Genomic DNA, 23,297 nt, shown 5'->3' on the forward strand with positions numbered 1-23,297 from the left:
GAGGGGTGTCATTGGAGCGCAGTGTGATCACTGGCGTTCGCGGTCCACCTTGCCGGCGCGGCCACTGAAACGCACCCACCGAAGTCGCGAGCTCAGCCACCGACGCCCCTACTGGGCACGATGAGGTCTTCCGAGCGCAGCGAGACCGAGCATTAGAGTTCGCGGCCCGTCTCGCTTCCGAGCCGTCGAAGCGCACGCGCCGAAGGCGCAACTATCCGCACCGGCGCTCTTTCTCGGCGCGCTGGCACCTTCCGGCCGCAGCACGATCCGGCATCAGAGTGTTCAGTGGCCCCCATCTCCACAGCAGTCCATGACCACCCACCGAAGTCGCGAGCTCAGCCACCGACGCCCCTACTGGGCACGATGATGTCTTCCGAGCGAAGCGAGACCGAGCATGAGAGTTCGTGGCCCGTCTCGCTTCCGAGCCGTCGAAGCGCACGCGCCGAAGGCGCAAGTCTCGACGGCTCGGAAGTGAGACCAAGGGGGCCGCGAACCCGCAGCGCCGAAGGCGCTGCCAAACAACACAGCAATTCAAACACTCGGGTACACGTCGTCGTCGGTGAGCAGGGCGCTGCCTGCGACCTGGTCCTGGGCCAGTGCGTCGAGGAAGGAGCGGGCCCAGCGGTCCACGTCGTGGGCGAGGACCTGGCGGCGCAGTGAGCGCATGCGGCGACGTTTGGTGTCGCGATCGTCCTCCAGTGCGGAGTTGATGGCGTCCTTCACGCTGTCCAGGTCGTGCGGGTTGCACAGGTAGGACTGGCGCAATTCGGCTGCGGCGCCGGTGAATTCGCTCAGCACGAGGGCGCCGTTGAGGCCGCTGTGGCAGGCCACGTACTCCTTGGCGACCAGGTTCATGCCGTCGCGCAGCGGGGTCACCAGCATGACGTCGGCGGCCACGAAGAAGGCGATCAGTTCGTCGCGGGGGATGGGGCGGTGCAGATAGTGCACTACCGGGTGGCCGACCTGGGAGAACTCGCCGTTGATCCGGCCGACTTGGCGCTCGATGTCGCCACGCATCTGGATGTAGCTCTCCACTCGCTCCCGGCTCGGTGTCGCCAGTTGCACCATGACCGTCTCCGCCGGATCGATCCGGCCCTCCACCAGCAGTTCCTCCAGCGCCCCGAGCCGGATATCGATGCCCTTGGTGTAGTCGAGCCGGTCGACGCCGAGCAGAATGTTCTTCGGGTTGCCGAGTTCGGCGCGGATCTTCGCGGCACGTTCGCGCACCGACCTACGTCGGGAATGCTCGTCGAGTTCGGCGGAGGCGATCGAAATCGGGAATGCGCCGACCCGAACCGTGCGGAACCCGACTTGCACGACACCGAGCTTGGAGCGCACACCGACGGTCCCTCGGGATGTCGGCTGTCCGGCCAGGCGTCTGGCCAGGTACAGGAAGTTCTGTGCGCCGCCGGGCAGGTGGAACCCGATCAGATCCGCACCGAGCAGACCGTCGATGATCTCGGCCCGCCATGGCATCTGCATGAACAGTTCGACCGGTGGGAACGGGATGTGCAGGAAGAAGCCGATGGTCAGATCGGGGCGCAGCATGCGCAGCATCTTGGGCACCAGCTGCAGCTGGTAGTCCTGCACCCACACCGTCGCGCCCTCGGCGGCCACCTTCGCGGTCGCCTCGGCAAAACGACGATTCACCTGTACATACGCGGTCCACCAACTGCGGTCGTAGACCGGTCGCACGATCACATCGTGGTAGAGCGGCCACAGCGTGCCATTGGAGAAGCCTTCGTAGTAGTCGGAGACCTCCTGAGCGGTCAGCGGCACCGGGTGCAGCTCGAGCCCGTCCTCGATGATCGGGTCGACATCGATATCGGGCACGCCCGCCCAGCCGACCCAGGCCCCCTTGTTGTTGCGCAGCACCGGCTCCAACGCGGTGACCAGGCCGCCGGGGCTGCGTTTCCAGCGGGTGGAGCCGTCGGGCAGTCGCTCCAGGTCGACAGGGAGTCGATTGGCGACGACGACGAAGCCGGAACCGGCGCCGTTCGTCTCGGCGCGATCGGTAGTCGCCGCGGTGAACGCGGCGCCATCGGGCAATGGCTCTGGAAGGGCGTGCTCGGAGTCGTCGGACGGCTGGTCAGTCATCTGGTCCACTCACGCATCCTTTGCGCGTCGCTTTTCCCGCTGAAGTTATCGGTTGATCGACGGCGCCGTTGTCGTCGAGCTCGAGTTGGTCGACTCGGTCGCTACTCGCCTCGGCCGCCGGGTCCGATGCCGAGCATCGACAACAGCATCCGGCACTCGTCCGCGTCCTCCGCGTACGCGGCGACGACGCGCTGCGCTTGGCGGGCGGTTTCGTCGGCGAGTGGTTCCAGATCGTCGTCCGCGATGTCGTTCGCGCTGCCCTTCGCGGCCATCTTCTTGTCCTCCCGGCTCGGTACGCTCGTACGTGCGAGTAGTCAATGGTATCCGGACCTGGTGCCTGCGCGCCGCACCCGGATACCTGTTCGCCCGGCCGGTGCGCCGCCGCGACGGTCCCTATACCGTGGGGGCCCAGCACTACTCCACGAAAGGGTTCGAAGATGCCGTTGGCCACGGTGAACGGAATTTCCCTCAACTACCAGGTCAAGGGTGACCGAACCAAGGGAACGGACACGCCGGGATCGGCGCCGCTGGTCGTGATGATCATGGGGACAGGCAGCCCGGGGCGGGTCTGGGAACTGCATCAGGTTCCGGCGTTGGTCGGCGCGGGGTACCGGGTGTGCACCTTCGACAACCGCGGCATCGCGCCATCCTCCGAGGCCGCCGCCGGCATGACCATCGACGAGTTGGCCGCCGACACTGCGGCACTCATCGAACTGCTCGGTGAGGGTCCCGCGCTGGTTGTCGGCACCTCGATGGGGGCGCGGGTGGCCCAGGAATTGGCGCTCGCCCGCCCTGATCTGGTGCGCAAGGCCGTGTTCATGGCCGGTCACGGCCGCCTCGACCAATTTCAGAAGACGCTCTCGCTCGGCGAACACGACCTCGATGCCAGCGGCGTGCAACTGCCCGCGAAATACGAGGCCGCGGTGACCGCGGTGATGAACCTCTCACCCGCGACCTTGGCAGACCCGAACGCTGCCCGCGACTGGCTCGACCTGTTCGAGTTCACCGGCGGCCCAGTGACGCCGGGTATCCGCGCGCAGCGCCGGATGGATCACGACTTCGACCGGGTGCAGGCCTATCGCGGGATCGAGGTCGCGTGTCTGTCCATCGGATTCGCTGATGATCGGATGATCCCGCCGTATCTGTCACGCGAGGTTGCCGAGGTGATTCCGGGCGCGCGTTACCAGGAGATTCCCGATGCGGGCCATTACGGCTACCTCGAGCGTCCCGAGGCGGTCAACAAGATCCTGCTCGATTTCTTCGGGGCCTGAGGTAATCGCCAACACGTAACGTCTACCTTGCTAGGGTCGACACAACGCTCGGGGATCTTCCGACGCTCCAGCAGCGCCGGACGGGTCCCGGAGTCGATCCCGTACATGCGCCAGTATCCAGTGAGGTGAAATTGAGCACCAACCCCTTCGATGACGAAGACGGCCGCTTCTTCGTCCTGGTCAACGACGAAGAGCAGCATTCGCTGTGGCCGGCCTTTGCGGAGGTTCCGGCCGGATGGCGAGTCGTTTTCGGCGAGGACAGCCGCGCTGCCTGCGTCGAGTACGTCGAAAAGAATTGGACGGATATGCGTCCGAAGAGCCTGCGTGACGCGATGGCCGCCGACGATGCGGCCCGACAGGGCGCCAAGTCCTGACCCCCGGCTAGATACTGCGCCGGGGCGTTCGATCGAACTGCCGCTGCGTGGCACCGTAATCCGGTGTCACGCAGTCGGCGCGCCCGGTTATGATGGTCACCGTTTTCCCGCCTCCTTAGCTCAGTGGTAGAGCACTCGCCTTGTAAGCGAAAGGTCGTCAGTTCAATCCTGACAGGGGGCTCTTCCAGTCGCTGCAACGAAAAGGGCGGTCACTGCGCATCTTTGCGTAGTGACCGCCCTTCGGCGTTTTCGTGAACGACGAGCTCAGTCCGGGACGTTGGCGCTATGGCCGAGGTCGCGCAGCGCCTGCTTGATTCGTGCTTGGGCGTCGTCGAGCGACTCGGGGGAGGGGTGGTGGTCGGCGCCGGAGATGTCGAAGTTGCCCATGGTGAATGCCGGGAAGACGTGCACGTGCAGGTGCGGCACTTCCAGGCCCGCGATGAGCAGGCCGGCGCGCGGCGCGTCCCAAGCCTGGCGGACTGCTTGCCCGATCTTCTGGGCGACGCCGTTGAGTCGGGCGAAGATCTCGGCGTCGACGTCCTGCCACTGGTCGATTTCCTTGCGGGGCACCACGAGGGTGTGACCGGGGGTGATCGGGGCGATGGTGAGGAAACCGACGAATTCCTCGTCCTCCCAAACGAATCGGCCCGGCAGCTGACCGTCGATGATCGCACTGAAAACAGAAGCCATGCCCGCAGGCTACGCGCAGGCCCTCGGGTCGGTGCGGCCGTGTCGACGGCAGCACGAGTTGACGCCATCCTGAAACTGTGTCTAGTATACGCATAATGGTTTCCATCGGACACAGTTTAGGAACGACATGATCGCCATCGCGCTCGCCGCCACTGCCGCCGCAATCTCCGCCGCCCCCGTCGGCCTGCTCGGTCACCGCCAACTGCGTCGCCGCGGCAACGCGAAGGCGCTGCGTATCGACACTCCCGACGGCATCTCCGAAGCCGGCTTCGTGCGCATCGGCGGCATCGATCAGTGGATCGAGATCCGCGGCGAGGACCTGGCCAACCCGGTCCTGCTCGACCTGCACGGCGGTCCCGGCGCCACGAACACCTACTTCGCCAATCGGACCCGGGAGTGGGAGCGCCACTTCACCGTCGTCCGCTGGGATCAGCGCGGCACCGGTAAGACCTTCGGTCACGGTGACCAGGGCAAGGTGAGCTTCGACGGGCTGCTCGATGACGCACTGGAGGTCACCGACTACGTGCGACGCAGGCTGCGCACGGACAAGGTGGTGTTGCTCGGCAATTCCTTCGGGTCGGTGCTCGGACTTCGCCTTGCCCGCAACCATCCTGAGCGGTTCTCCGCGTACGTCGGCACCGACCAGAACATTCTCGGCGGCGAGCGCGACGACAGCGCGTTCTCTGCGACCGTGCAGCGACTGCGCGACAACGGAAAGCGTTCCGACGCAGCGAAGCTGGAGCAGATCGGCCCGGACGAAACCAAGTGGTCGGCGGCGGACTGGGGCCTGCACGCCAAACTGAAGACCAGTTCCGACCCGTTCCTGGTCGAGATGCTGAAGAAGCTGATCCTGCCGTCGATGTGGTTCTCACCCGAGCACGGGTTGCGCGATCTCAAAGACTGCGCGAGCGGCATGAAGTTCTCCGAGCAGCTCGGCATCGAGTCGGTGCACTTCGATTCCTGGCGCGAGGGAACTCGATTCGAGCTCCCGTTCTTTATCTTCCAGGGCGAACACGACACCCTGATGCCCGCCGATCGGGCCCGCAGTTATTTCGACGACGTGCATGCCCCGCACAAGGAGTTCGCGCTGATCACCGACGCCACCCACTTCGCGTCTTTTTGGCAGCCCGCACAGTTCCTCGAATTGCTGCTGACCCGGGTGCGGCCGAGGGTGACCGGTGATCAGGCGCGGCTGTCCGCGTAGATCTTTCAGTGATGCGGGGCGCTCGCGCGACCTACACCGCGACGAAATGCGACAGGATGCCCTGCACCTCATAGATATCGACCTGGCGGTTGAACCGCTTCTGGATCGGCTCGTGGGAGCCCGAGATCCAGATGGCGAGTTCGGCATCCAGGTCGAAGGTGCCGGCGGTTTCCACCGAGAAGTGGGTGATCGCTCGGTACGGGACGCTGTGGTAGCTCACCTTCCGGCCGGAAAGACCCTGTTTGTCGACCAGGATCAAGCGTCGGTTGGTGAACAGGATGGCATCGCGGACAAGCAGATACGCGGCATAGATCTGTTCACCGTTGCCGAGAAGTTTCGCGTACTCCGTTTGTGCCTGGCCGGGATCGATACGCCCGGCATTGCCCATCAGTCCATCGATCAGACCCATCGGCTCCGCCGCCTCTCCGCGTATCTTGCCGGTCTCAGGTGCCTCGATATTCACGATACGGGCCGGCGGCCGGATGGCGGCGGCTTACGGGCGTACCCGGCGAGTTACCCATGTCCATGCGAAATCAGGTGGCGTGTTTCCCAGCTCTGCCGTCCAGGTAGGTCGGTCTCGGCCGTCACCTAAGCTGTTGGCCGTGCGCGTACTCGTCATCGGTTCCGGAGCCCGTGAACATGCCCTCGTCCTTGCGCTGCGCCGGGACCCCGCGGTGAGCGCGCTCTACGCGGCGCCAGGCAACGCGGGGATCGCCCAGCACGCCGAAATCCGCCCCGTCGATCCGTGCTCGGCAGAGGCGGTGGTGGCGCTGGCCAGCGAGCTGGCGGCGGATCTCGTGGTGATCGGCCCCGAGGTGCCGCTGGTGCTCGGTGTCGCCGACGCGGTGCGCGCGGCGGGCATCGCTTGCTTCGGTCCCTCCGCCGCTGCCGCGCGGATCGAAGGCTCCAAGGCCTTCGCCAAGGACGTCATGTCGGCGGCGGGGGTGCGCACCGCGCACAGCGAGATCGTGGACACCCCGGCCGAACTCGACGCCGCGCTCGACCGCTTCGGCCCCACCTGGGTGGTGAAGGACGACGGACTGGCCGCGGGTAAGGGCGTTGTGGTGACCACAGACCGGCATGCGGCCCGCGACCACGGCGCCGAACTGCTCGAAAACGGTCATCCGGTGCTGCTGGAATCCTTCCTCGACGGGCCGGAAGTTTCACTGTTCTGCCTGGTCGACGGTGAAACCGTGGTTCCGCTGCTGCCGGCGCAGGATCACAAGCGCGTCGGCGACGGCGACACCGGACCCAACACGGGCGGCATGGGCGCGTACACGCCGCTGCCCTGGCTGCCCGAGCGGACCGTTACCGAGATCGTGGAGGACGTGGTCAAGCCGGTCGCCGCCGAACTGGTGCGGCGCGGCAGCGCGTTCTCCGGCTTGCTCTACGCGGGTCTGGCGATCGGCGCGGCAGGCCCCGCGGTGGTGGAATTCAACTGCCGCTTCGGTGACCCCGAGACCCAGGCGGTGCTCGCCCTGCTGGAGAGCCCGCTGGCCGAGCTGCTGAACGCCACCGCCACCGGCACTCTTGCCGATGTCCCCGCACCACGTTGGCGCGATGGTTCCGCTGTCACCGTCGTGGTCGCCGCCGAAAACTACCCGGGCCGTCCGCGTATCGGGGACGTCATCACCGGCGCGGGAGACGGCACCCGTGACGACTCCACGGTTCTGCACGCGGGCACCGCACAGCGCGAGGACGGTGCCCTGGTCTCCGCGGGCGGCCGGGTTCTCAGCATCGTCGGCGTCGGCGCGGATCTGTCCGAGGCCCGCGCGCGCGCCTACGAGCGCATCGCCTCGATCAAACTCCCCGGTAGTCACTACCGCACCGACATCGGTCTCGCCGCGGTCGAGGACCGGATCACGGTCTGAGGCGAGTTATCCGAAGGTGAGGCCGTGGACAGCCAGCCATTGCTGGGGGTCCACGTGCTGGCCGCCGAGAATGACCTCGAAGTGCAGGTGCGGACCGGAAGAATCGCCGCGGTTGCCCATGCGCGCGATCTGCATGCCCGCCGGGACGCGCTCGCCGACGGATACGAAGAAGTCGTACATGTGCCCGTAGACGGTGATGGTGCCGTCGTCGTGCCGGATGCGCACCCACAGCCCGAAGCCCTGGGCCGGGCCCGCATCGATGACGGTGCCGTTGGCGACAGCGTAGATCGGCGTGCCGATCGGTCCCGCGATATCGATGCCGTTGTGGAAGGTGCCCCAGCGGGAACCGAATCCAGAGGTGAAGATGCCTCGAGTCGGCAGCACGAAGGCGGTGCTGCCCGGCAGGATCGAGCCGGGGTTCACCGGCGCGCTGCTGGTCATCCACGGTTGCCGCTCCCCGGCTACCGCGGCAGCGGCCTCGGCCTTGGCACGTTCGAGCGTGCTGCGCGCGGCGGCGGCGACCACCGCCTGCTCGCGCAGGAGCTCGCCGTTGGCGATCGCGTTGAGGTACCTGCGTACCGACGGCGGGGTCGACTGCATCTGCTGCGGATAGGCGAAGGCCACGCGTTGCGCTTCGCCCTGACCGGGAACCCGGTCGGTGACCCCCCAGGTGAACGACGAATCGGCGGCGGCGAACAGCGCCGTCGCGCAGAGACCGGCGATCAGGATCCGATGCTTACGCAGGAGCGCGCGGTAGTCGGGCTCCAAGCGCCGTTGCCAGAGCTCGCGCAGGTCGGGCCGTGGTCGCTGCCGCAGGGTGCGTAGTTCGCGCTCGGCGCGCGCAATCAGGGCGCTGACGTCGCGGTCGGGGTGTTCCCGCGGCTCGGCACGCCAATCGCGCGGAATGACCCCGATGCCACCCACTCCACGTTCGTGTTCGAGCCCCGCGCGGCGAGCTTTGTCAAGCATTGAGCCGACCATAACCTGATCGCGGACCCGACGAAGGCCGACCGCGTGCCGACACGCCTGGATCGACGAAGCGGAGCACTCCTGGTCGACCTGCGCAGGCGGAAGCGTCCGGCAAAAGCCGGGCGTCAGCGAGGCGCTGCCGGGCTCGACCATCTACCGTCTGACGGGTGCCAAGAGAATCTCGCCGGTCGACCATTCCACCTTTCTACGTGATGGATGTCTGGAAAGCCGCCGCTGAGCGCGCCAGATCGCACGGTGATGTGCTGGTGCTCGCGGCGGGGCAGCCTTCGACGCCCGCGCCCGCCCCGGTGCTCCGTGCGACGAAGGATGCGATTGATTACGAATTGCTCGGCTACACAGAGACTTTCGGGATTCTGCCGTTGCGGGAGGCGATCGCTGAGCACCACCGCGACACCTACGGCTACCAGGTCGACGCCGACGACGTGGTGGTCACGACCGGTTCCTCCGGCGCGTTCACGCTCATCTTCCTCGCCGCCTTCGACCCCGGCGACACCGTCGTAGTGGCCCGTCCCGGCTATCCGGCCTACCGAAACACCTTGGCGGCGCTCGGTTGCCGCGTCGTCGAGCTCGATTGCCGCGCCGGGACCAGGTTCCAGCCGACCGTGGCGATGCTGGAGGCGCTGCCGGAGCCGCCCGCGGGCCTGGTGGTCGCGAGCCCGGCCAATCCGACCGGCACCATGATCGATCCCGCGGAGCTCGCCGCCCTGGCGCGCTGGTGCGACGCGCACGGAACGCTGTTGATCTCCGACGAGATCTACCACGGCATCACCTACGCGGGCGATAGCGCGGGTACCTCCTCGGCGTGGGAGACCTCCCGCGAATCGGTGGTCATCGGCTCGGTGTCGAAATACTTCTCGATGACCGGTTGGCGATTGGGATGGATGCTGGCGCCCAGCGGTTTACGACCCGCGTTGCAGCGGCTCGCCTCGAATATGACGGTGTGCCCGCCCGCGATTTCGCAGTATGCGGCGCTACACGCCTTCGGTGCGGAGGCGAAGGCCGAGCTCGACGGGCATGTTCGGCGCTACGCGGTGAACCGGCGGTTGCTGCTGGAGGGTCTGGCCGAACTCGGCATCACCGACCTGGCGCCTGCCGACGGCGCGTTCTATGCCTATGCCGATATCGGCCACCTCACCGACGATGCCAGGAAGTGGTGCGCGGATGTGCTCGACCACACCGGGGTCGCGCTCGCGCCCGGCCTCGACTTCGACACCGTCGCAGGACATCGGACCGTGCGCTTCTCGTTTGCCGGAGCCACCGCGGACATCGAGGCGGCGCTGGTTCGGCTCGGTCACTACCTGCGTGGCTGATCCTCGTGTCCGGCAACGAGTTTGCACAGTTCGTCACCCCGAAGGCCCAGATGCGGTAAAACAACGATGGCTGGGTTTTCCTCTCTGATTTCGCACGGATGAACTGATGACGACTGGCACGATGGCACGGTGATAACCGCGACGACCCCGAAAGGCGAACGGCGTCGCCAGGCTCTGGTAGCCGCCGCCGCCGAGTTGTTACTCGAAGGCGGATTCGATGCGGTACGGCATCGCTCTGTTGCGACGCGCGCCGACCTTCCGTTGGCGTCGACCACGTACTACTTCGAGTCGCTCGATGATCTGATCGCGCGGGCGGTCGAATTCAGCGGCAATGCGGAGCTGGATGCGATGCGGCATCGGGTCGGCGATGTCAGCCATCGGCGGCGAGGCGCCGAGGCGACGGTCGACCTGGTACTCGATCTCTTGGTGGGGACCGACGGCAACGACGAAGACGCCCGCGGGCAGCTGATCGCGCGGTACGAGCGTTCGGTGGCCTCGGCGCGGCACCCGGAATTGCGGGACGTGCAGCTACGACTACGAGCACAACTGGACGAGCTGCTCGCCGATGTGCTGCGCCGGTCCGATCGAATGGTGCGGCCGGAGCAACTGCGCAGGTTGGTGGCCGTCGTCGATGGCGCCGTGGTGGCCGCGTTGAGCGAATTCGACCCGGAGCCAAGGCGAATGGCGCGTGGGGCGCTGCTCGAGGTGATCGATATCGTCGCGCCCGCTACGCCGCAGCAGATCGACAGATATCGGGCACTAGACTGACAACACGTGAGAGAGCGCAGCGAACGAGCCATGGGAACAGCGCCCTGGCTGACGACGGAGCCGAGCGTCAGCGAGGCGCGGTCGTGAGCCTCGTCCCGAATGTCCTCGCCACTCGATACGCCAGTCCGCAGCTGGTGCATCTCTGGTCGCCCGAGAACAAGATCGTGCTCGAGCGGCGGCTGTGGCTGGAGGTGTTGCGGGCTCAGTCGGAGCTCGGCATCGAGCTGCCTGCCGGCGTGATCGCCGATTACGAGCGGGTGATCGATCAGGTCGACCTCGCCTCCATCGCCGAGCGTGAGCGGGTCACCCGCCACGACGTGAAGGCCCGCATCGAGGAATTCAACGCGCTGGCCGGGCACGAGCACGTGCACAAGGGCATGACGAGCCGCGATCTCACCGAGAACGTGGAGCAGCTGCAGATCAGGCTCTCCCTCGAGCACGTGCACGCGCACGGCATCGCCATCGTGGCCCGGCTGGCCGAGCGCGCCGCCGAATACCAGGCGCTGGTGATGGCGGGTCGGTCGCACAATGTCGCGGCGCAGGCCACCACGCTCGGTAAGCGTTTCGCTTCGGCGGCCGACGAGCTGCTGATCGCGCTGACCCGGTTGCGCGAACTCGTCGAGCGGTATCCGTTGCGCGGCATCAAGGGCCCGATGGGCACCGCACAGGACATGCTCGACCTGCTCGGCGGCGATCCGGCCAAGCTGGCGAAGCTGGAGCAGCAGGTCGCCGGGCATCTCGGCTTCGCGACCGTGCTGACCAGCGTCGGCCAGGTGTACCCGCGTTCGCTGGACCACGACGTGCTTTCGGCGCTGGTGCAGGTTGGTGCGGGCCCGTCGTCGTTCGCGCACACCATCCGCCTGATGGCGGGCCACGAGCTGGTCACCGAGGGCTTCCAGCCCGGCCAGGTGGGCAGCTCGGCGATGCCGCACAAGATGAACACTCGCTCCTGCGAGCGCGTCAACGGCCTGCAGGTGGTGCTGCGTGGTTACGCGTCGATGGCCGCGGAGCTGGCGGGCGCGCAGTGGAACGAGGGCGACGTCTTCTGTTCGGTGGTTCGTCGCGTGGCGCTGCCGGATGCCTTCTTCGCGATCGACGGCATGATGGAAACCTTCCTCACCGTGCTGGCCGAATTCGGCGCCTACCCGGCGGTCGTTTCTCGTGAACTCGACCGTTACCTGCCCTTCCTGGCCACCACCCGGATGCTGATGGCGGCGGTGCGGGCCGGTGTCGGCCGCGAAACCGCGCACGAGGTGATCAAGGAACACGCGGTCGCCGTTGCCCTTGCGATGCGTGAACAGGGACGCGAACCCGACCTCCTCGACCGCCTGGCGGCCGATGACCGCTTCCCGCTCGACCGCCCGGCTCTCGACGTCGCCCTCGCCGACAAGTCGGCCTTCATCGGCGCCGCCGAAGCCCAGGTCGTCGACGTGATCGCCCAGGTGCAGAAGCTCGTCGACTCTTATCCGGAAGCGGCGCGCTACACGCCGTCTCCGATCCTCTGACCGCGGCTACTCCCACCGATCGCGCCGGTCGGTGGGAGTCCGGCACGGCGCCCGCGTGCGCTCGTTAGGGTGCCGTGTGGACCCTTACACGATTTTTGCCGACATCATCGCCGGGCGGGCGCCAGCGAGCACGGTGTACGAAGACGACGATGTGCTGGCGTTTATGGATATTCGGCCGATGACGCCGGGGCATCTGCTCGTGGTGCCGAAGGTGGCCGCCCGCAGTCTCGCGGAGTTGGATCCGACGGTCGGCGGGAAGCTGTTCCAGGTGGGGCAGCAGTTGGCGGCGGCGTTGCGGGCGTCGGAAGTGGGCTGCGACGGCGTGAACTTCTTTCTGGCCGATGGGGTGACCGCGGGCCAGGAGGTATTCCATGTGCACCTGCATGTGATTCCGCGCACGCCTGGTGACGGTTTCGGCCTGCGTGGCCGACCGACCAGCCCGAAACGGGCCGACCTCGACTATCTGGCCGGGTCTGTTCGCGGCGCGCTCGAGCGGAGTGCACAAGCTTCGTAAGCCCTGTGTGGGCGGCGGATGGGGAATAGACCCGCCGCCCGACCGGGTGTCCGTTCGGTCCGGACGCGATATTTGCGAAAGTCGTTTCATATCGAATTGTTTGCTGAGGAAGTGCTCGAATGTCGTTTTCCTCCGCGACTGCCATCGGTGAGTTACGTTCAATATCGAGTGTGGTGGGCTGACGGAGGCGAGACATGCGACAAAAAATTGTTGCTGTGATGGTGCTGGCTTTCTCGCTCGGTGTGCTCGGACCCCTCCTGTCGCTGCCCGCACAGGCCGCGGCCGCTCAGGTGGTCAGGATCGATGACCTCGGCCCGACCAGGTCGGCGGTGTTCATCGACTCGCCGTCGATGGGCAAGGTCATCCAGGTGCAGGTGCTGCACCCGAGCGGCGGCGGTGCCCGCCCCTCGTACTACCTGCTCGACGGCCTCGATCCCGGCGTCGCGCAGAGCACCTGGACCAACGCGACCGATGCCGAGAGCTTCTTCGCAAGCAAGAACGTCAACGCGGTGCTCCCGGTGGGCGGCCAGGCCAGCTATTACACCGACTGGCAACAGGACGACCCACGGTTCGGCCGCTACCGGTGGGAGACCTTCCTGACCGAGGAACTGCCGCCGATCATCGATGCCCGCTTCGGTGGCAACGGTGTGAACGCGATCGGTGGCCTGTCCATGGGCGGCCAGGCAGCCTTCATCCTCGCGGCCCGCAATCCCCAGCTGTATCGCGCGGTCGCGGGCTACAGCGCCTGCCCCGACATCGGTCTTGCCCAGGCTGCGATGCTGTTCTCGATTGCCAACCGCGGCGGTGACCCGATGCGGATGTGGGGCCTGCCGGGCGGCCCCGCCTGGTCCGAGCACGATCCGGCGCTGCTGGCCGAGCGGCTGCGTGGCAAGACGATCTACCTGTCCACCGGCACCGGAGTCCCCGGCCCGCACGAGACCGAGATCAAGCCACAGTTGGCCGAGAACGTCTTCCTCGGTGGCCCGGTGGAGGCCAGCGTCAACGCCTGCACGGTCGCGTTCGCACAGCGGCTGCGCGGCTTCGGTATCCCCGCGCACGTCGATTACCGCCCGACCGGCACGCACTCGTGGCCCTATTGGCAGGACGCCCTGCACGCCTCGTGGCCGACCATCGGTCAGGCCATCGGGGCCTGACCCTGCTGCCGGGAACGACGAGTTGGATTGGCTGCCCACGTCCGCCTCTGTGCGCTGGAGGCGATGGTTGCTCGGCAGGTAGAGCCGCACGGATTGCGGGTGTTGCGCGGCACTCGACATCCGCATCGGGTAGACGAAGCGGTCGGAATCGAAGGTCGGCCGAACGGGTCGAGCGCGCCGTTGAGCGGTTCGGTGCTGGTTGGTCGCAACGTAGGACCAGCCCTCCCGCAGATACGGGTCCAGTGCGCGGTCACCTCGGGTCGCATCTCGTAGCCGTTGTCGCTCAGCCATTTTCGAATGCCGTCCACTTCGCCGCCGGGCAGTGTGGTCGCCTCCAGTGGGCCGAGTCGAACCTGATCGAGCACCGTGGGACCGTCGCCGGGCGCCGGTGCGGCCCTACCGATTCCGGTGCAGGTGAGCAGCGCCGCGGCGACCGTGGCGAGCCGGACGGCGATGGTGAGGCGCATGGTCGCGAGCGTCGGGAGACGGGTATCGCCGCCCGATAAAAACAGACCGCCCATGGCGGAGTTGCCCCGCCAACACGCCGACACCGGGGTGCGCCGCTACGGTGGATCCCATGGCTCTCGACACAGGTACCGGAACGATCCCTAACCCCGACGGCGGGTCGGCGGTGGTGACGGCGCCGATCGCCAAGGCGGTCGCGACCGAGCGGGTGCACCATGGCGACACCTTCGTCGACGAGTACGAGTGGCTGCGGGACAAGGAGAACCCCGAGGTCATCGCGTACTTGGAGGCGGAGAACGCCTACACCGAGGTGCGGACCGCGCACCTGCAGCCGCTGCGGGAAAAGATCTTCGACGAGATCAAGGCGCGCACCCAGGAGACCGATCTTTCGGTGCCGACGCGGATGGGCGAGTACTGGTATTACTCGCGCAGCTTCGAGGGCAAGCAGTACGGCGTGCACTGCCGCTGTCCCATTGATGCCGCCGCCGAGGGGATCGACGCATGGACGCCGCCGCAGCTGGAGGTGGGCGCCGAGATTCCCGGCGAGCAGATTCTGCTCGATAGCAATGAACTGGCCGAGGGGCACGATTTCTTCGCGCTCGGCGCGTTCTCGCTCAGCCATGACGGCAATCTGCTCGCCTACTCGGTCGACACCGCCGGTGACGAGCGGTACGTGCTGCGTTTCAAGGACCTCCGCACCGGCGAGTTGCTCGCCGACGAGATCCTGGGGACCGCGCCCGGTGCGACCTGGTCGCTGGACGGCTCGCACATCTTCTATCAAACGGTCGACGAATCGTGGCGGCCCGACACCGTGTGGCGCCACCACCTCGGCACCGCGACCGACGCCGACGTCCAGGTGTTCCACGAGCCCGACGAGCGCTACTGGGTGAGCATCGGCGCCACCCGCTCGGAGAAGTATCTGATGATCTGGGTCGGCTCCAAGATCACCACCGAGGGCTGGGTGCTGGAATCCGATAATCCCGAAGGCGAATTCCGCGTCATCCTGCCGCGCCGCGAGGGCGTCGAGTACTCGGCCGAGCATGCGGTGGTCGGCGGCGAGGACCGCTTCCTGATCCTGCACAACGATGTCGTGGACGGAGTGAAGGCGGAGAACTTCGTGCTCGCCGACGCACCTGTCGCCGACCCGTCGAACATGACCCTGCTGATCGGGCATCGCGACGACGTGCGGATCGAGGACATCGACTGCTTCGCCGATCACCTGGTCCTCAGCTACCGCCGCGAGGCGCTGACCAGGGTGGCGGTCTGGCCGCTGACCGAATCCGGGTACGGACAGCGCCGCGAGCTCGAGTTCGATCTGGAGCTCTTCGCGGTCGGCTCGGGCGCCAATCCCGAGTGGGAGCAGCCGACGCTGCGGATCGGCCTCACCTCGTTCATCACGCCGCTGCAGGTGTTCGACTACGTGCCTGCCACCGGTGAGCTGTTGCTGCGCAAGGAGCAGCCGGTGCTCGGCGGATACGACCCGAACGACTATGAGCAGCATCGTGATTGGGCCGTCGCCGCCGACGGCACCCGGATTCCGATCTCATTGGTGTGGAAGAAGGGCATCGACACGTCCACGCCGAAGCCGCTGCTGCTCTACGGTTACGGCTCCTACGAGGCCAGCATCGACCCGTCGTTCTCGGTCTCGCGACTGTCCATGCTCGATCGCGGCATGATGTTCGCGGTCGCCCATGTGCGCGGCGGCGGTGAGATGGGCAGGCTCTGGTACGAGAACGGCAAGACGCTCACCAAGAAGAACACCTTCACCGATTTCGTCTCTTGCGCACGGCATCTCATCGACACCGGAGTCACCTCGGCGGAGGTCATGGTCGGCGACGGTGGGAGCGCGGGCGGCTTGCTGATGGGTGCGGTGGCGAACCTGGCGCCGGAGCTGTTCGCCGGCATCCTCGCAAACGTTCCTTTCGTCGATCCGCTCACCTCCATCCTGGACCCGTCGCTGCCGCTCACCGTGATCGAATGGGACGAGTGGGGTAATCCATTGGCGGACAAGGATGTCTACGACTACATGAAGTCTTACGCGCCCTATGAGAATGTCGTGGCCGCCGACTATCCGGCAATCCTGGCCGTCACCAGTCTCAACGACACCCGCGTGCTGTATGTGGAACCGGCCAAGTGGGTCGCCAAGCTGCGCGCGACCAAGACCGGCGACGCCCCGCTGCTGCTGAAGACAGAGATGAGCGCAGGCCACGGCGGAGTCAGCGGCCGCTACGAGAAGTGGAAGGAAGTTGCGTTCGAATACGCCTGGATGCTCGATATCGTCGGACTGGCCGACGCGTAACCGAGTGCTGGTTACTCGGCAGGCTTCGATACGAGGAGCTTGCCGAGTAGCGCGGTGAGCTGAGCGCCGACAAGAGTGTGACGGTGTGTTCGTCGCGAGGTCATCCCTGCTGCACGCTCAGTACATCTGGCCAGGGCATCGTGGGTTCATGAACGCTCAGCTGATCGTGTCCGTGTCGGGAATCAGGGACACCACCCGAGATGCCGCGATCGAGTTCGGCGCGGAGATGGATCGGCGCGGGGTGCCCATGTCGTTGCTGGTCGCGCCCCGGCTCAAGGGCCGGTATCGGCTGGTCGACGATCCGGCGACGCAGGCATGGCTGCGCGGTCGCCGCGCGCGGGGCGACGCCATCGTGCTGCACGGTTACGACCAGGCGGCGACCAAGCGTCGCAGGGCCGAGTTCGCCACCCTGCCCCGCCACGAGGCGCGGTTGCGGCTCACCGCGGCGGATCGGGTGATGGAGCAGGTGCAGCTGCGCACCAGGCTGTTCGCCGCGCCGAGGTGGGACGCTTCGGCCGGGGCCATCGAGGCGCTGCCGGAGGTCGGGTTCCGGCTCGCGCTCGGGCTGACCTCGATGCTCGATCTGGAACGCAACGTGGCGCAGAAAGCCCGCGTGTACGGCATCGGCGAGGGCTTCCGTGCCGAGCCGTGGTGGTGTCGCGCGCTGGTGATGGGTGCAGCCCGCACCGCACGTCGCGGTGGCGTGCTGCGCCTGGCCATCTCGGCCGCTCAGCTCGACCGATCCGGTCCGCGCCAGGCCATTCTCGACGCGGTCGATCTCGCGCTGCTGCACGGCGCGCTCGGGGAGGTCTATCGCTGGGAATCGTTCACGGCCGCGCGGGCGGCCTGAACCGGACAGGCGGGCGACGGCGCCAGCAGCCCGCGGCTCAGTCGGGTGAGTGCTGTGGTCGGGACCGCCGCTTGAGGCGCCGCCGCCCGTATGGCGTAACCGGGCGGCGGCGCGCGGCGGATCTTGTGTCGTCGTCGGACCTCGTCACTACTTCGATGTGGTCGGGGTCGCTTTCTTGTCCGGCACCGCCGCGGTCGCAGTGTGGGTGAAGCCGCCCGCTTCCGCCTTGGTGAGCGGCGTCGTCAGCGGATGCCGCACCAGTTGGTTCATGCCGCGGATGACATCCGACAGCAGCATCTCCGCCATATCGATGGTGAACCCGTGCCGAATGAGGGCGCGCATAATGGTTTCGTTCTCGCGGTCGGCGGGCAGTGGGTAAGCGGCAATCAACCAGCCGCGGGTGCGCAGCCGATCCGACAGGTCGTAGAGATTGAAGCCTTGGTCCGCTTCGTCTTTCAGCCGCCACGACACCGCGGCGATGCCGTGTTGGGGATTGCCCGCGTGGATCATTTCGAAAGGACCGAGCTCTCGCAGGCCTGCCGCCAAGTGTTTTGCCACGTGGTAGATCTGGGACTGCACCCGGGTGTAACCGATGCGGCCGAGCCGGATGAACTCGTAGTACTGGGTGATCACCTGCCCGCCGGGGCGGGAGAAGTTGAGGTTGAAGGTGGCCATACTGCCGCCCAAGTAATCGACATTGAAGATCAGCTCCGAAGGCAGGTCGGCGGCCTCGCGCCAGATCGCCCAACCGGAGCCGAGCGGGGCAAGGCCGGTCTTGTGGCCGGAGGCGTTGATCGACTTCACCCTGGGCAGTCGGAAGTCCCAGATCAGGTCCGGTGCGGTGAACGGTGCGAGGAAACCGCCGCTCGCGGCGTCCACATGAATGGGAATGTTCAGGCCGCTGACCCGCTGCAACTGGTCGAGCGCCTTGGCGATGCTCTCGACGTCCTCGTAGAGCCCGGTGAAGGTCTGCCCGAAGGTCGGCACCACCATGATGGTGTTCTCGTCGCAGTAGGCGGCCACATCGTCGGGATGCATGGTCAGGCGATCACCGCGTAGCGGGATCTGCCGAATTTCGACGTCGAAGTAGCGGGCGAACTTCTCCCAGCACACCTGCACTGGACCGCAGACGAAGTTCGGTGTCCCGGTGCCGCCACGCTTGCGCCAGCGGACCTTGGCGGCGAGGCCGCCGAGCATGGCGGCCTCGCTGGAGCCGGTCGTCGAGGTGCCGTGCGTGCCCGCCGGGTCGGGGGAGTGCCACAGGTCGGCGACCATCCGCACACAGCGGCGCTCCAGTTCGGCCGTCTGCGGGTACTCGTCCTTGTCGACGATGTTCTTATCCAGCGATTCGGCCATCAACCTGCGGGCCTGGTCGTCCACCCAGGTGGTGCAGAAGGTCGCCAGATTCATTCGGGAGACACCGTCGAGCATGAGTTCGTCGTGCACGATTTCGTAGGCGACCTGGGGGATGAGCTCCAGCGCCGGGAACCCGGATTTCGGCGCGGCCCTGCCGAGGCCGGGCAGCGCGAAAAGGTCGTCGGGTTCAGAGGTGTCGGACATCGAAATGGCCTCCCGAGTAGTGGATCGCTTGATGTTTGCTATACGGCGGATAGTGGCGCCGATGCTTCGAAAATAATTGCTGTACCTGCATATTCATCGAAACAATTATGGATGCCGACCGTTTACTATGCACACCATGGACTATCAGCATGTCATAACGCAAGTGATGTCTGATACAGAATCGAGCATCGGTTCCGGCCAGGTCGCCGACTACATTCCCGATCTTGTGAAGGCCGATCCGAATCAGTTCGGCTTCACCATTGCCACCGTCGACGGGCACGTCCACAGCGTGGGGGAGGCGCACACACCCTTCGCCATCGAGAGTATTTCCACGGTCTTTGCGCTGGCTCTGGTGCTCAGCAGGAAGGAAACGCCGATCTGGCAGCGGGTGGGTCGCGAGCCGTCCGGTACGCCGTTGAACTCGCTCATCGAACTGGAGGTGGACAACGGCATCCCGCGCAACCCGTATCTCAATTCCGGCGCCATTGTGGTCGCCGACCAACTACTGCATGACACCGGCAACGGCTTCGAGGCACTGCGCACCTTGCTGCGCGCGGAAGCCGGAGATGTGGATCTGCACGTTGACACCGTGACGGTCGAATCCGAGGAAGGCGCCGGAGACCGCAACCGGGCGATGGCCTATCTGATGGCCGGTTTCGGCAACATGATCAATCCGGTGCAACAGGCACTCGACCATTATTTTCGGCAATGCTCGATCACCATCACCTGCGAGCAGCTCGCCAAGGCCGGCCTGCTCGTCGCGCGGCACGGGCTGTGCGAGGACGGCTCCCGGCTGCTGCACCGCGCCGATGCCAGGCAACTCGTCGCGCTCATGACCACCTGCGGGACCCACGACGCCGCAGGGGAATTCGCGTACCGGGTCGGTCTACCGTGCAAGAGCGGTGTCGGCGGCGGCATCCTGTCCATCGTGCCCGGCAAATGCTCGGTTGTCGCTTGGGGGCCCGGTCTGGACGTGAAGGGCAATTCGGCGGCGGGTGCGGTCGCCATGGCGTCCTTCGCCAGGACGACCGGCTATTCGGTGTTCTGACAGCGTGACCGGCGTACTGCAGGATATGAAGTTCGACAACACCACCGAGTGAGGCGCTGGCATGACTTCCGACGAACCCCCTACCGCCGAACTGCGCAAGCGGGTCGCCGCACTGATGTCACAGGCGAAAACAGATCTCGCCCAACTAGTTTCGTTCAAGTCGGTGGCCGACGCCCGGCAGTTCCCGCCGGTGGAATGCCACCGGACCGCGCAGTGGGTGGCGGATGCCTTCGCCGCGACCGGGCTGACCGAGGTCGGCCTGCACGAAACCCCCGACGGCAGTAAAGCTGTTATCGCCTCGCGCCCCGCGCCCGCGGGTGCGCCGACGGTATTGCTGTACTGCCACTACGACGTTCAGCCGCCGTTGGACGACGCCGCATGGCGCACCCCGGTCTGGGAGCTGACGGAGAAGGACGGGCGCTGGTACGGCCGCGGCAGCGCCGACTGCAAGGGCAATATCGTCATGCACCTCACCGCGCTGCGGGCGCTCGGGTCGGAGCTGCCGCTCGGTATCACGCTGGTGGCAGAGGGTTCCGAGGAACAGGGCACCGGCGGGTTGGAGCGGTTCGTCGAGGCCAACCCGGAGCTGTTGCGCGCCGACGCGATCCTGGTCGCCGACTGTGGGAACTTCGCCGTCGGCGTGCCGACCTTCACCGAAACGCTGCGCGGCAATGTGAATGTCGTTGTCACGATCGAAACCCTCGCCGGCCCTGTACATTCCGGCATGTTCGGCGGACCGGCGCCCGATGCGCTCGCCGCGTTGATCCAGCTGCTGGCCTCGTTGCGCGACGAGCGCGGCAACACCACCGTGTCCGGTCTGTCGAACGACCAGCGATGGCCCGGCGTGCAGTATCCGCACGAGCGGTTCCGCGCGGACGCGGGCGTGCTCGGCGGGGTCGAGCTGACCGGGGACGGCACCGTCGCCGATATGCTCTGGGCGCGACCGGCCTTGACGGTGCTCGGCATCGACGCGCCACCCGTGGTCGGCTCATCGGCATCCATCCAGCCCTCGGCGCGGGCCAGGCTCAACCTGCGCATCCCACCGGGCACCGACCCGGAGCAGGCCCGGAAAGCGCTCACCGCGCACCTGCACGCGAACACGCCGTGGCAGGCGAAGCTGACCGTGGAAACCGAGGGCACCGGCGCACCCTTCAAATCCCGTGGCGGCGGACCGGCCCGCCTTGCGATGGAGGCCGCGCTCGCCGCCTCCTACGGTCGGCCTGCGACCACGCAGGGCCAGGGCGGCTCCATCCCGCTGTGCAACGTCTTCGCCGCCACCTACCCGGACGCGGAGATCATGCTGCTCGGCGTCGAGGAACCGAAATGCCTGATCCACGCCCCCAACGAGAGCGTGGACCCCAGCGAGATCGAGCACCTGGCCTTGGCCGAAGCCCTGTTCCTGACCAGCTACGCCGAGCAGGCCTGAGACCTACAGCTCGGCAGTTTCCTCGGGCTGGATCACCCTGAATTCGGTATCGGCGGGGCGCATTTCGGCGAACCGGCCGAAGAAGATGCCCTGTGCTTCGGGCACGACGATCCCGTAGTGGATCGGAAAGGCAGTGCGCGGACCGACCGCGCGCAGATAGTCGACGGCCTCGCTGATCCGCATCCACGGCGCGACGGCAGGCAGGGCGAGCACACCGACCGGCACAGGCGGCACCCACAGCGAGTCGCCGGGATGGACGAGCTGTGCGGGGTCGTCGGGTGTGCCGAGCTGGAACACGGTGTTGTCGATCACCGGGATTTCCGGGTGGATGACCGCGTGCCTACCACCACCACCGGTGATCTGCAGGTCGTCGAGCGCAAGCACGTTGCCCGCATGCACCGCTTCCCACGGTGCGCCGCGCTGCTTCGCGGTCTGCGGATCGGCAAGCAGTCGCGCACCGGGATTGGCCTCGACGAGGGCGTCGATCCGCAGTGGATCGATGTGATCGGGGTGTTGATGCGTGATGGCGATCGCGTCGAGTCCGGTGATGCCTTCGAAGCCGTGCGCGAAGGTACCGGGATCGAACAGCACCTTCTTGCCGTGCAGTTCGACGAGAATGCAGGAATGGCCGAAGTGGGCTATACGCATGTGGCCAGGCTATTGGCATCCTGCCGGGTTGGCTATTGGCATCCTGCCGGGTTGGCTATTGGCATCCTGCCGGGTTGGCTATTGGCATCCTGCCGGGTTGGCTATTGGCATCCTGCCGAATGGCAATTGGCACGCTGCCGATTCCGAGCCCACCCCGAAGGCGGCTCGGACGGCTCCGACAACTACGCTGCACAGGTAACACCCCAATACCACCTGAGGAGCAACGCGTGGCACGAGTCGTGGTCGAGGTGATGCCGAAGGCCGAGATCCTGGATCCGCAGGGTCAGGCAATCGTCGGCGCGCTCCCGCGTCTGGGATTCGCTGGAGTCTCGGATGTGCGGCAGGGCAAGCGATTCGAACTCGACATCGACGACAGTGTCAGCGATGCGGAGCTCGAACAGATCGCTGAGGCGCTGCTCGCCAACACTGTGATCGAGGAATGGAAGGTCGTCCGCGTCTCATGACTGCGCGCATCGGGGTCATCACGTTTCCCGGCACGCTCGACGATGTCGACGCGGCGCGTGCGGTGCGGCTGGCGGGCGCGGAAGCGGTCAGCCTGTGGCACGCCGACGCCGATCTGAAACAGGTCGACGCGGTCGTCGTACCAGGCGGCTTCTCCTACGGCGACTACCTGCGCGCGGGTGCCATCGCCCGGTTCGCGCCGGTGATGGGTGAAGTAATCCGAGCCGCGGGCCGCGGCCTCCCGGTGCTCGGCATCTGCAACGGCTTCCAGGTGTTGTGCGAGGCCGGCCTGCTGCCCGGCGCGCTGACCCGCAACGAGGGCCTGCATTTCATCTGCCGCGACGAATGGCTGCGGGTGGAATCGGCCGATACCGCGTGGACCTCACGGTACGAGGCAGGCGCACAGATCCTCGTGCCGCTGAAGTCCGGTGAGGGTCGCTTCCAGGCGTCCACCGCCGTGCTCGACGAGCTCGAGGGCGAAGGCCGGGTGGTATTCCGCTACGCGGGCGCCAACCCGAACGGCTCGCAGCGCGGCATCGCGGGCATCGCCTCGGCCAACGGCCGAGTCGTCGGCCTCATGCCACACCCCGAGCACGCCACCGAGCCCCTGACCGGCCCGAGCGACGACGGCCTCGGTCTCTTCCTTTCGGTTCTGGACACCCTGGTCGCTGTGTAGTTTTGGCAGCGGCTGTTGTGTTTGGCAGCGCCTTCGGCGCTGCGTGTTCGCGGCCCCCTTGGTCTCGCTTCCGAGCCGTCGAGACTTGCGCCTTCGGCGCGTGCGCTTCGACGGC

22 protein-coding genes, 1 tRNA gene and 1 pseudogene are annotated in these 23,297 nt (G+C 66.6%); 16 read left to right on the top strand and 8 right to left on the bottom strand.

Annotated elements, in window-relative coordinates:
- Positions 1-531: 531 nt before the first annotated feature.
- Positions 532-2,106 carry a trehalose-6-phosphate synthase gene (locus tag AB0M74_RS33600; protein ID WP_366530339.1) on the bottom strand — a complete coding sequence of 525 codons (1,575 nt, stop codon included), beginning with the start codon at positions 2,104-2,106 and terminating at the stop codon, positions 532-534.
- 92 nt (positions 2,107-2,198) lie between these two features.
- On the bottom strand, positions 2,199-2,369 hold the full coding sequence (locus AB0M74_RS33605; RefSeq protein WP_328408728.1) for a hypothetical protein: 171 nt from the start codon (positions 2,367-2,369) through the stop codon (positions 2,199-2,201).
- A 165-nt stretch (positions 2,370-2,534) separates the two neighbouring features.
- Here AB0M74_RS33605 and AB0M74_RS33610 point away from each other — a divergent pair, with 165 nt between their 5' ends.
- The 3 genes from AB0M74_RS33610 to AB0M74_RS33620 all read left to right on the top strand — a co-directional run bounded on the left by AB0M74_RS33610 (position 2,535) and on the right by AB0M74_RS33620 (position 3,923).
- Entirely contained in the window at positions 2,535-3,368 is an 834-nt protein-coding gene (locus AB0M74_RS33610; RefSeq protein ID WP_366530340.1) for an alpha/beta hydrolase, read from the top strand.
- Between the two features lie 131 nt (positions 3,369-3,499).
- Positions 3,500-3,742, top strand: coding sequence for an MbtH family protein (locus AB0M74_RS33615; RefSeq protein ID WP_327112110.1), 243 nt, complete (start codon positions 3,500-3,502; stop codon positions 3,740-3,742).
- A gap of 109 nt (positions 3,743-3,851) precedes the next feature.
- Positions 3,852-3,923: transfer RNA gene (locus AB0M74_RS33620), tRNA-Thr, on the top strand.
- An 83-nt stretch (positions 3,924-4,006) separates the two neighbouring features.
- On the opposite strand, the gene AB0M74_RS33625 is transcribed toward AB0M74_RS33620, so the two are convergent.
- Positions 4,007-4,432, bottom strand: a complete 426-nt coding sequence (locus AB0M74_RS33625) for an HIT family protein (RefSeq protein WP_366530341.1) — start codon at positions 4,430-4,432, stop codon at positions 4,007-4,009.
- Between the two features lie 127 nt (positions 4,433-4,559).
- Between AB0M74_RS33625 and AB0M74_RS33630 the strand changes: the two genes are divergently transcribed.
- Positions 4,560-5,636, top strand: coding sequence for an alpha/beta hydrolase (locus AB0M74_RS33630; protein ID WP_366530342.1), 1,077 nt, complete (start codon positions 4,560-4,562; stop codon positions 5,634-5,636).
- Between the two features lie 31 nt (positions 5,637-5,667).
- Here AB0M74_RS33630 and AB0M74_RS33635 read toward each other — a convergent pair whose 3' ends face one another.
- A complete protein-coding gene (locus tag AB0M74_RS33635) occupies positions 5,668-6,045 on the bottom strand; it encodes a PH domain-containing protein (protein ID WP_328408737.1) in 378 nt (125 codons plus the stop codon).
- Between the two features lie 193 nt (positions 6,046-6,238).
- Here AB0M74_RS33635 and purD point away from each other — a divergent pair, with 193 nt between their 5' ends.
- The gene (purD, locus tag AB0M74_RS33640; protein WP_366530343.1) at positions 6,239-7,507 is read left to right on the top strand and encodes a phosphoribosylamine--glycine ligase; all 1,269 of its coding nucleotides are present in this window, start codon (positions 6,239-6,241) and stop codon (positions 7,505-7,507) included.
- Between the two features lie 6 nt (positions 7,508-7,513).
- Here purD and AB0M74_RS33645 read toward each other — a convergent pair whose 3' ends face one another.
- A complete protein-coding gene (locus AB0M74_RS33645) occupies positions 7,514-8,476 on the bottom strand; it encodes a M23 family metallopeptidase (RefSeq protein ID WP_366530344.1) in 963 nt (320 codons plus the stop codon).
- A 167-nt stretch (positions 8,477-8,643) separates the two neighbouring features.
- Between AB0M74_RS33645 and AB0M74_RS33650 the strand changes: the two genes are divergently transcribed.
- The 5 genes from AB0M74_RS33650 (at position 8,644) to AB0M74_RS33670 (ending at position 13,748) form a co-directional block, all read left to right on the top strand.
- A complete protein-coding gene (locus tag AB0M74_RS33650) occupies positions 8,644-9,807 on the top strand; it encodes a pyridoxal phosphate-dependent aminotransferase (RefSeq protein ID WP_366530345.1) in 1,164 nt (387 codons plus the stop codon).
- A gap of 129 nt (positions 9,808-9,936) precedes the next feature.
- Positions 9,937-10,575 carry a TetR family transcriptional regulator gene (locus AB0M74_RS33655; RefSeq protein WP_366530346.1) on the top strand — a complete coding sequence of 213 codons (639 nt, stop codon included), beginning with the start codon at positions 9,937-9,939 and terminating at the stop codon, positions 10,573-10,575.
- An 83-nt stretch (positions 10,576-10,658) separates the two neighbouring features.
- Positions 10,659-12,080 carry an adenylosuccinate lyase gene (gene purB, locus AB0M74_RS33660; protein ID WP_366530347.1) on the top strand — a complete coding sequence of 474 codons (1,422 nt, stop codon included), beginning with the start codon at positions 10,659-10,661 and terminating at the stop codon, positions 12,078-12,080.
- A gap of 76 nt (positions 12,081-12,156) precedes the next feature.
- Positions 12,157-12,594, top strand: a complete 438-nt coding sequence (locus AB0M74_RS33665) for an HIT domain-containing protein (RefSeq protein ID WP_366530348.1) — start codon at positions 12,157-12,159, stop codon at positions 12,592-12,594.
- A 194-nt stretch (positions 12,595-12,788) separates the two neighbouring features.
- Positions 12,789-13,748, top strand: coding sequence for an alpha/beta hydrolase family protein (locus AB0M74_RS33670; protein ID WP_366530349.1), 960 nt, complete (start codon positions 12,789-12,791; stop codon positions 13,746-13,748).
- A gap of 84 nt (positions 13,749-13,832) precedes the next feature.
- On the opposite strand, the pseudogene AB0M74_RS33675 reads toward AB0M74_RS33670, so the two are convergent.
- Positions 13,833-14,269, bottom strand: a pseudogene (locus AB0M74_RS33675) (DUF2330 domain-containing protein); the annotation flags it as partial.
- Positions 14,270-14,325: 56 nt separating this feature from the next.
- Here AB0M74_RS33675 and AB0M74_RS33680 point away from each other — a divergent pair.
- On the top strand, positions 14,326-16,512 hold the full coding sequence (locus AB0M74_RS33680) for a S9 family peptidase (protein ID WP_366530350.1): 2,187 nt from the start codon (positions 14,326-14,328) through the stop codon (positions 16,510-16,512).
- Positions 16,513-16,660: 148 nt separating this feature from the next.
- On the top strand, positions 16,661-17,362 hold the full coding sequence (locus tag AB0M74_RS33685) for a DUF2334 domain-containing protein (protein ID WP_366530351.1): 702 nt from the start codon (positions 16,661-16,663) through the stop codon (positions 17,360-17,362).
- A 147-nt stretch (positions 17,363-17,509) separates the two neighbouring features.
- Here AB0M74_RS33685 and AB0M74_RS33690 read toward each other — a convergent pair whose 3' ends face one another.
- On the bottom strand, positions 17,510-18,922 hold the full coding sequence (locus AB0M74_RS33690) for a glutamate decarboxylase (RefSeq protein WP_366530352.1): 1,413 nt from the start codon (positions 18,920-18,922) through the stop codon (positions 17,510-17,512).
- 136 nt (positions 18,923-19,058) lie between these two features.
- Between AB0M74_RS33690 and AB0M74_RS33695 the strand changes: the two genes are divergently transcribed.
- Together AB0M74_RS33695 and AB0M74_RS33700 are read left to right on the top strand one after the other, a co-directional pair.
- On the top strand, positions 19,059-19,970 hold the full coding sequence (locus AB0M74_RS33695; protein ID WP_366530353.1) for a glutaminase: 912 nt from the start codon (positions 19,059-19,061) through the stop codon (positions 19,968-19,970).
- Positions 19,971-20,031: 61 nt separating this feature from the next.
- Positions 20,032-21,396 (top strand): dipeptidase, encoded by a 1,365-nt coding sequence (locus tag AB0M74_RS33700; RefSeq protein WP_366530354.1) that lies wholly within the window; start codon positions 20,032-20,034, stop codon positions 21,394-21,396.
- A 3-nt stretch (positions 21,397-21,399) separates the two neighbouring features.
- Here AB0M74_RS33700 and AB0M74_RS33705 read toward each other — a convergent pair whose 3' ends face one another.
- Positions 21,400-22,044: an MBL fold metallo-hydrolase gene (locus AB0M74_RS33705; RefSeq protein ID WP_366530355.1), complete on the bottom strand. Its 645-nt coding sequence runs from the start codon at positions 22,042-22,044 to the stop codon at positions 21,400-21,402.
- Between the two features lie 227 nt (positions 22,045-22,271).
- Between AB0M74_RS33705 and purS the strand changes: the two genes are divergently transcribed.
- The gene (purS, locus tag AB0M74_RS33710; RefSeq protein WP_328408768.1) at positions 22,272-22,508 is read left to right on the top strand and encodes a phosphoribosylformylglycinamidine synthase subunit PurS; all 237 of its coding nucleotides are present in this window, start codon (positions 22,272-22,274) and stop codon (positions 22,506-22,508) included.
- On the top strand, positions 22,505-23,182 hold the full coding sequence (purQ, locus tag AB0M74_RS33715; protein WP_366530356.1) for a phosphoribosylformylglycinamidine synthase subunit PurQ: 678 nt from the start codon (positions 22,505-22,507) through the stop codon (positions 23,180-23,182). Before purS ends, purQ begins: the two co-directional genes overlap by 4 nt.
- Positions 23,183-23,297 lie beyond the last annotated feature (115 nt).

Origin of the sequence: Nocardia sp. NPDC051463 (genome assembly GCF_040681975.1) — a bacterium.
In the GTDB taxonomy this organism is placed as follows: domain Bacteria; phylum Actinomycetota; class Actinomycetes; order Mycobacteriales; family Mycobacteriaceae; genus Nocardia.

What these genes read in the sequence shown, in the direction of transcription:
- AB0M74_RS33605 (WP_328408728.1), bottom strand. Translation starts at nt 2,369, where the DNA reads ATGGCCGCGAAGGGCAGCGCGAACGACATCGCGGACGACGATCTGGAA.
- AB0M74_RS33610 (WP_366530340.1), top strand. Translation starts at nt 2,535, where the DNA reads ATGCCGTTGGCCACGGTGAACGGAATTTCCCTCAACTACCAGGTCAAG.
- AB0M74_RS33625 (WP_366530341.1), bottom strand. Translation starts at nt 4,432, where the DNA reads ATGGCTTCTGTTTTCAGTGCGATCATCGACGGTCAGCTGCCGGGCCGA.
- AB0M74_RS33630 (WP_366530342.1), top strand. Translation starts at nt 4,560, where the DNA reads ATGATCGCCATCGCGCTCGCCGCCACTGCCGCCGCAATCTCCGCCGCC.
- AB0M74_RS33635 (WP_328408737.1), bottom strand. Translation starts at nt 6,045, where the DNA reads ATGGGTCTGATCGATGGACTGATGGGCAATGCCGGGCGTATCGATCCC.
- AB0M74_RS33645 (WP_366530344.1), bottom strand. Translation starts at nt 8,476, where the DNA reads ATGCTTGACAAAGCTCGCCGCGCGGGGCTCGAACACGAACGTGGAGTG.
- AB0M74_RS33670 (WP_366530349.1), top strand. Translation starts at nt 12,789, where the DNA reads ATGCGACAAAAAATTGTTGCTGTGATGGTGCTGGCTTTCTCGCTCGGT.
- AB0M74_RS33680 (WP_366530350.1), top strand. Translation starts at nt 14,326, where the DNA reads ATGGCTCTCGACACAGGTACCGGAACGATCCCTAACCCCGACGGCGGG.
- AB0M74_RS33685 (WP_366530351.1), top strand. Translation starts at nt 16,661, where the DNA reads ATGAACGCTCAGCTGATCGTGTCCGTGTCGGGAATCAGGGACACCACC.
- AB0M74_RS33690 (WP_366530352.1), bottom strand. Translation starts at nt 18,922, where the DNA reads ATGTCCGACACCTCTGAACCCGACGACCTTTTCGCGCTGCCCGGCCTC.
- AB0M74_RS33695 (WP_366530353.1), top strand. Translation starts at nt 19,059, where the DNA reads ATGGACTATCAGCATGTCATAACGCAAGTGATGTCTGATACAGAATCG.
- AB0M74_RS33700 (WP_366530354.1), top strand. Translation starts at nt 20,032, where the DNA reads ATGACTTCCGACGAACCCCCTACCGCCGAACTGCGCAAGCGGGTCGCC.
- AB0M74_RS33705 (WP_366530355.1), bottom strand. Translation starts at nt 22,044, where the DNA reads ATGCGTATAGCCCACTTCGGCCATTCCTGCATTCTCGTCGAACTGCAC.
- purQ (WP_366530356.1), top strand. Translation starts at nt 22,505, where the DNA reads ATGACTGCGCGCATCGGGGTCATCACGTTTCCCGGCACGCTCGACGAT.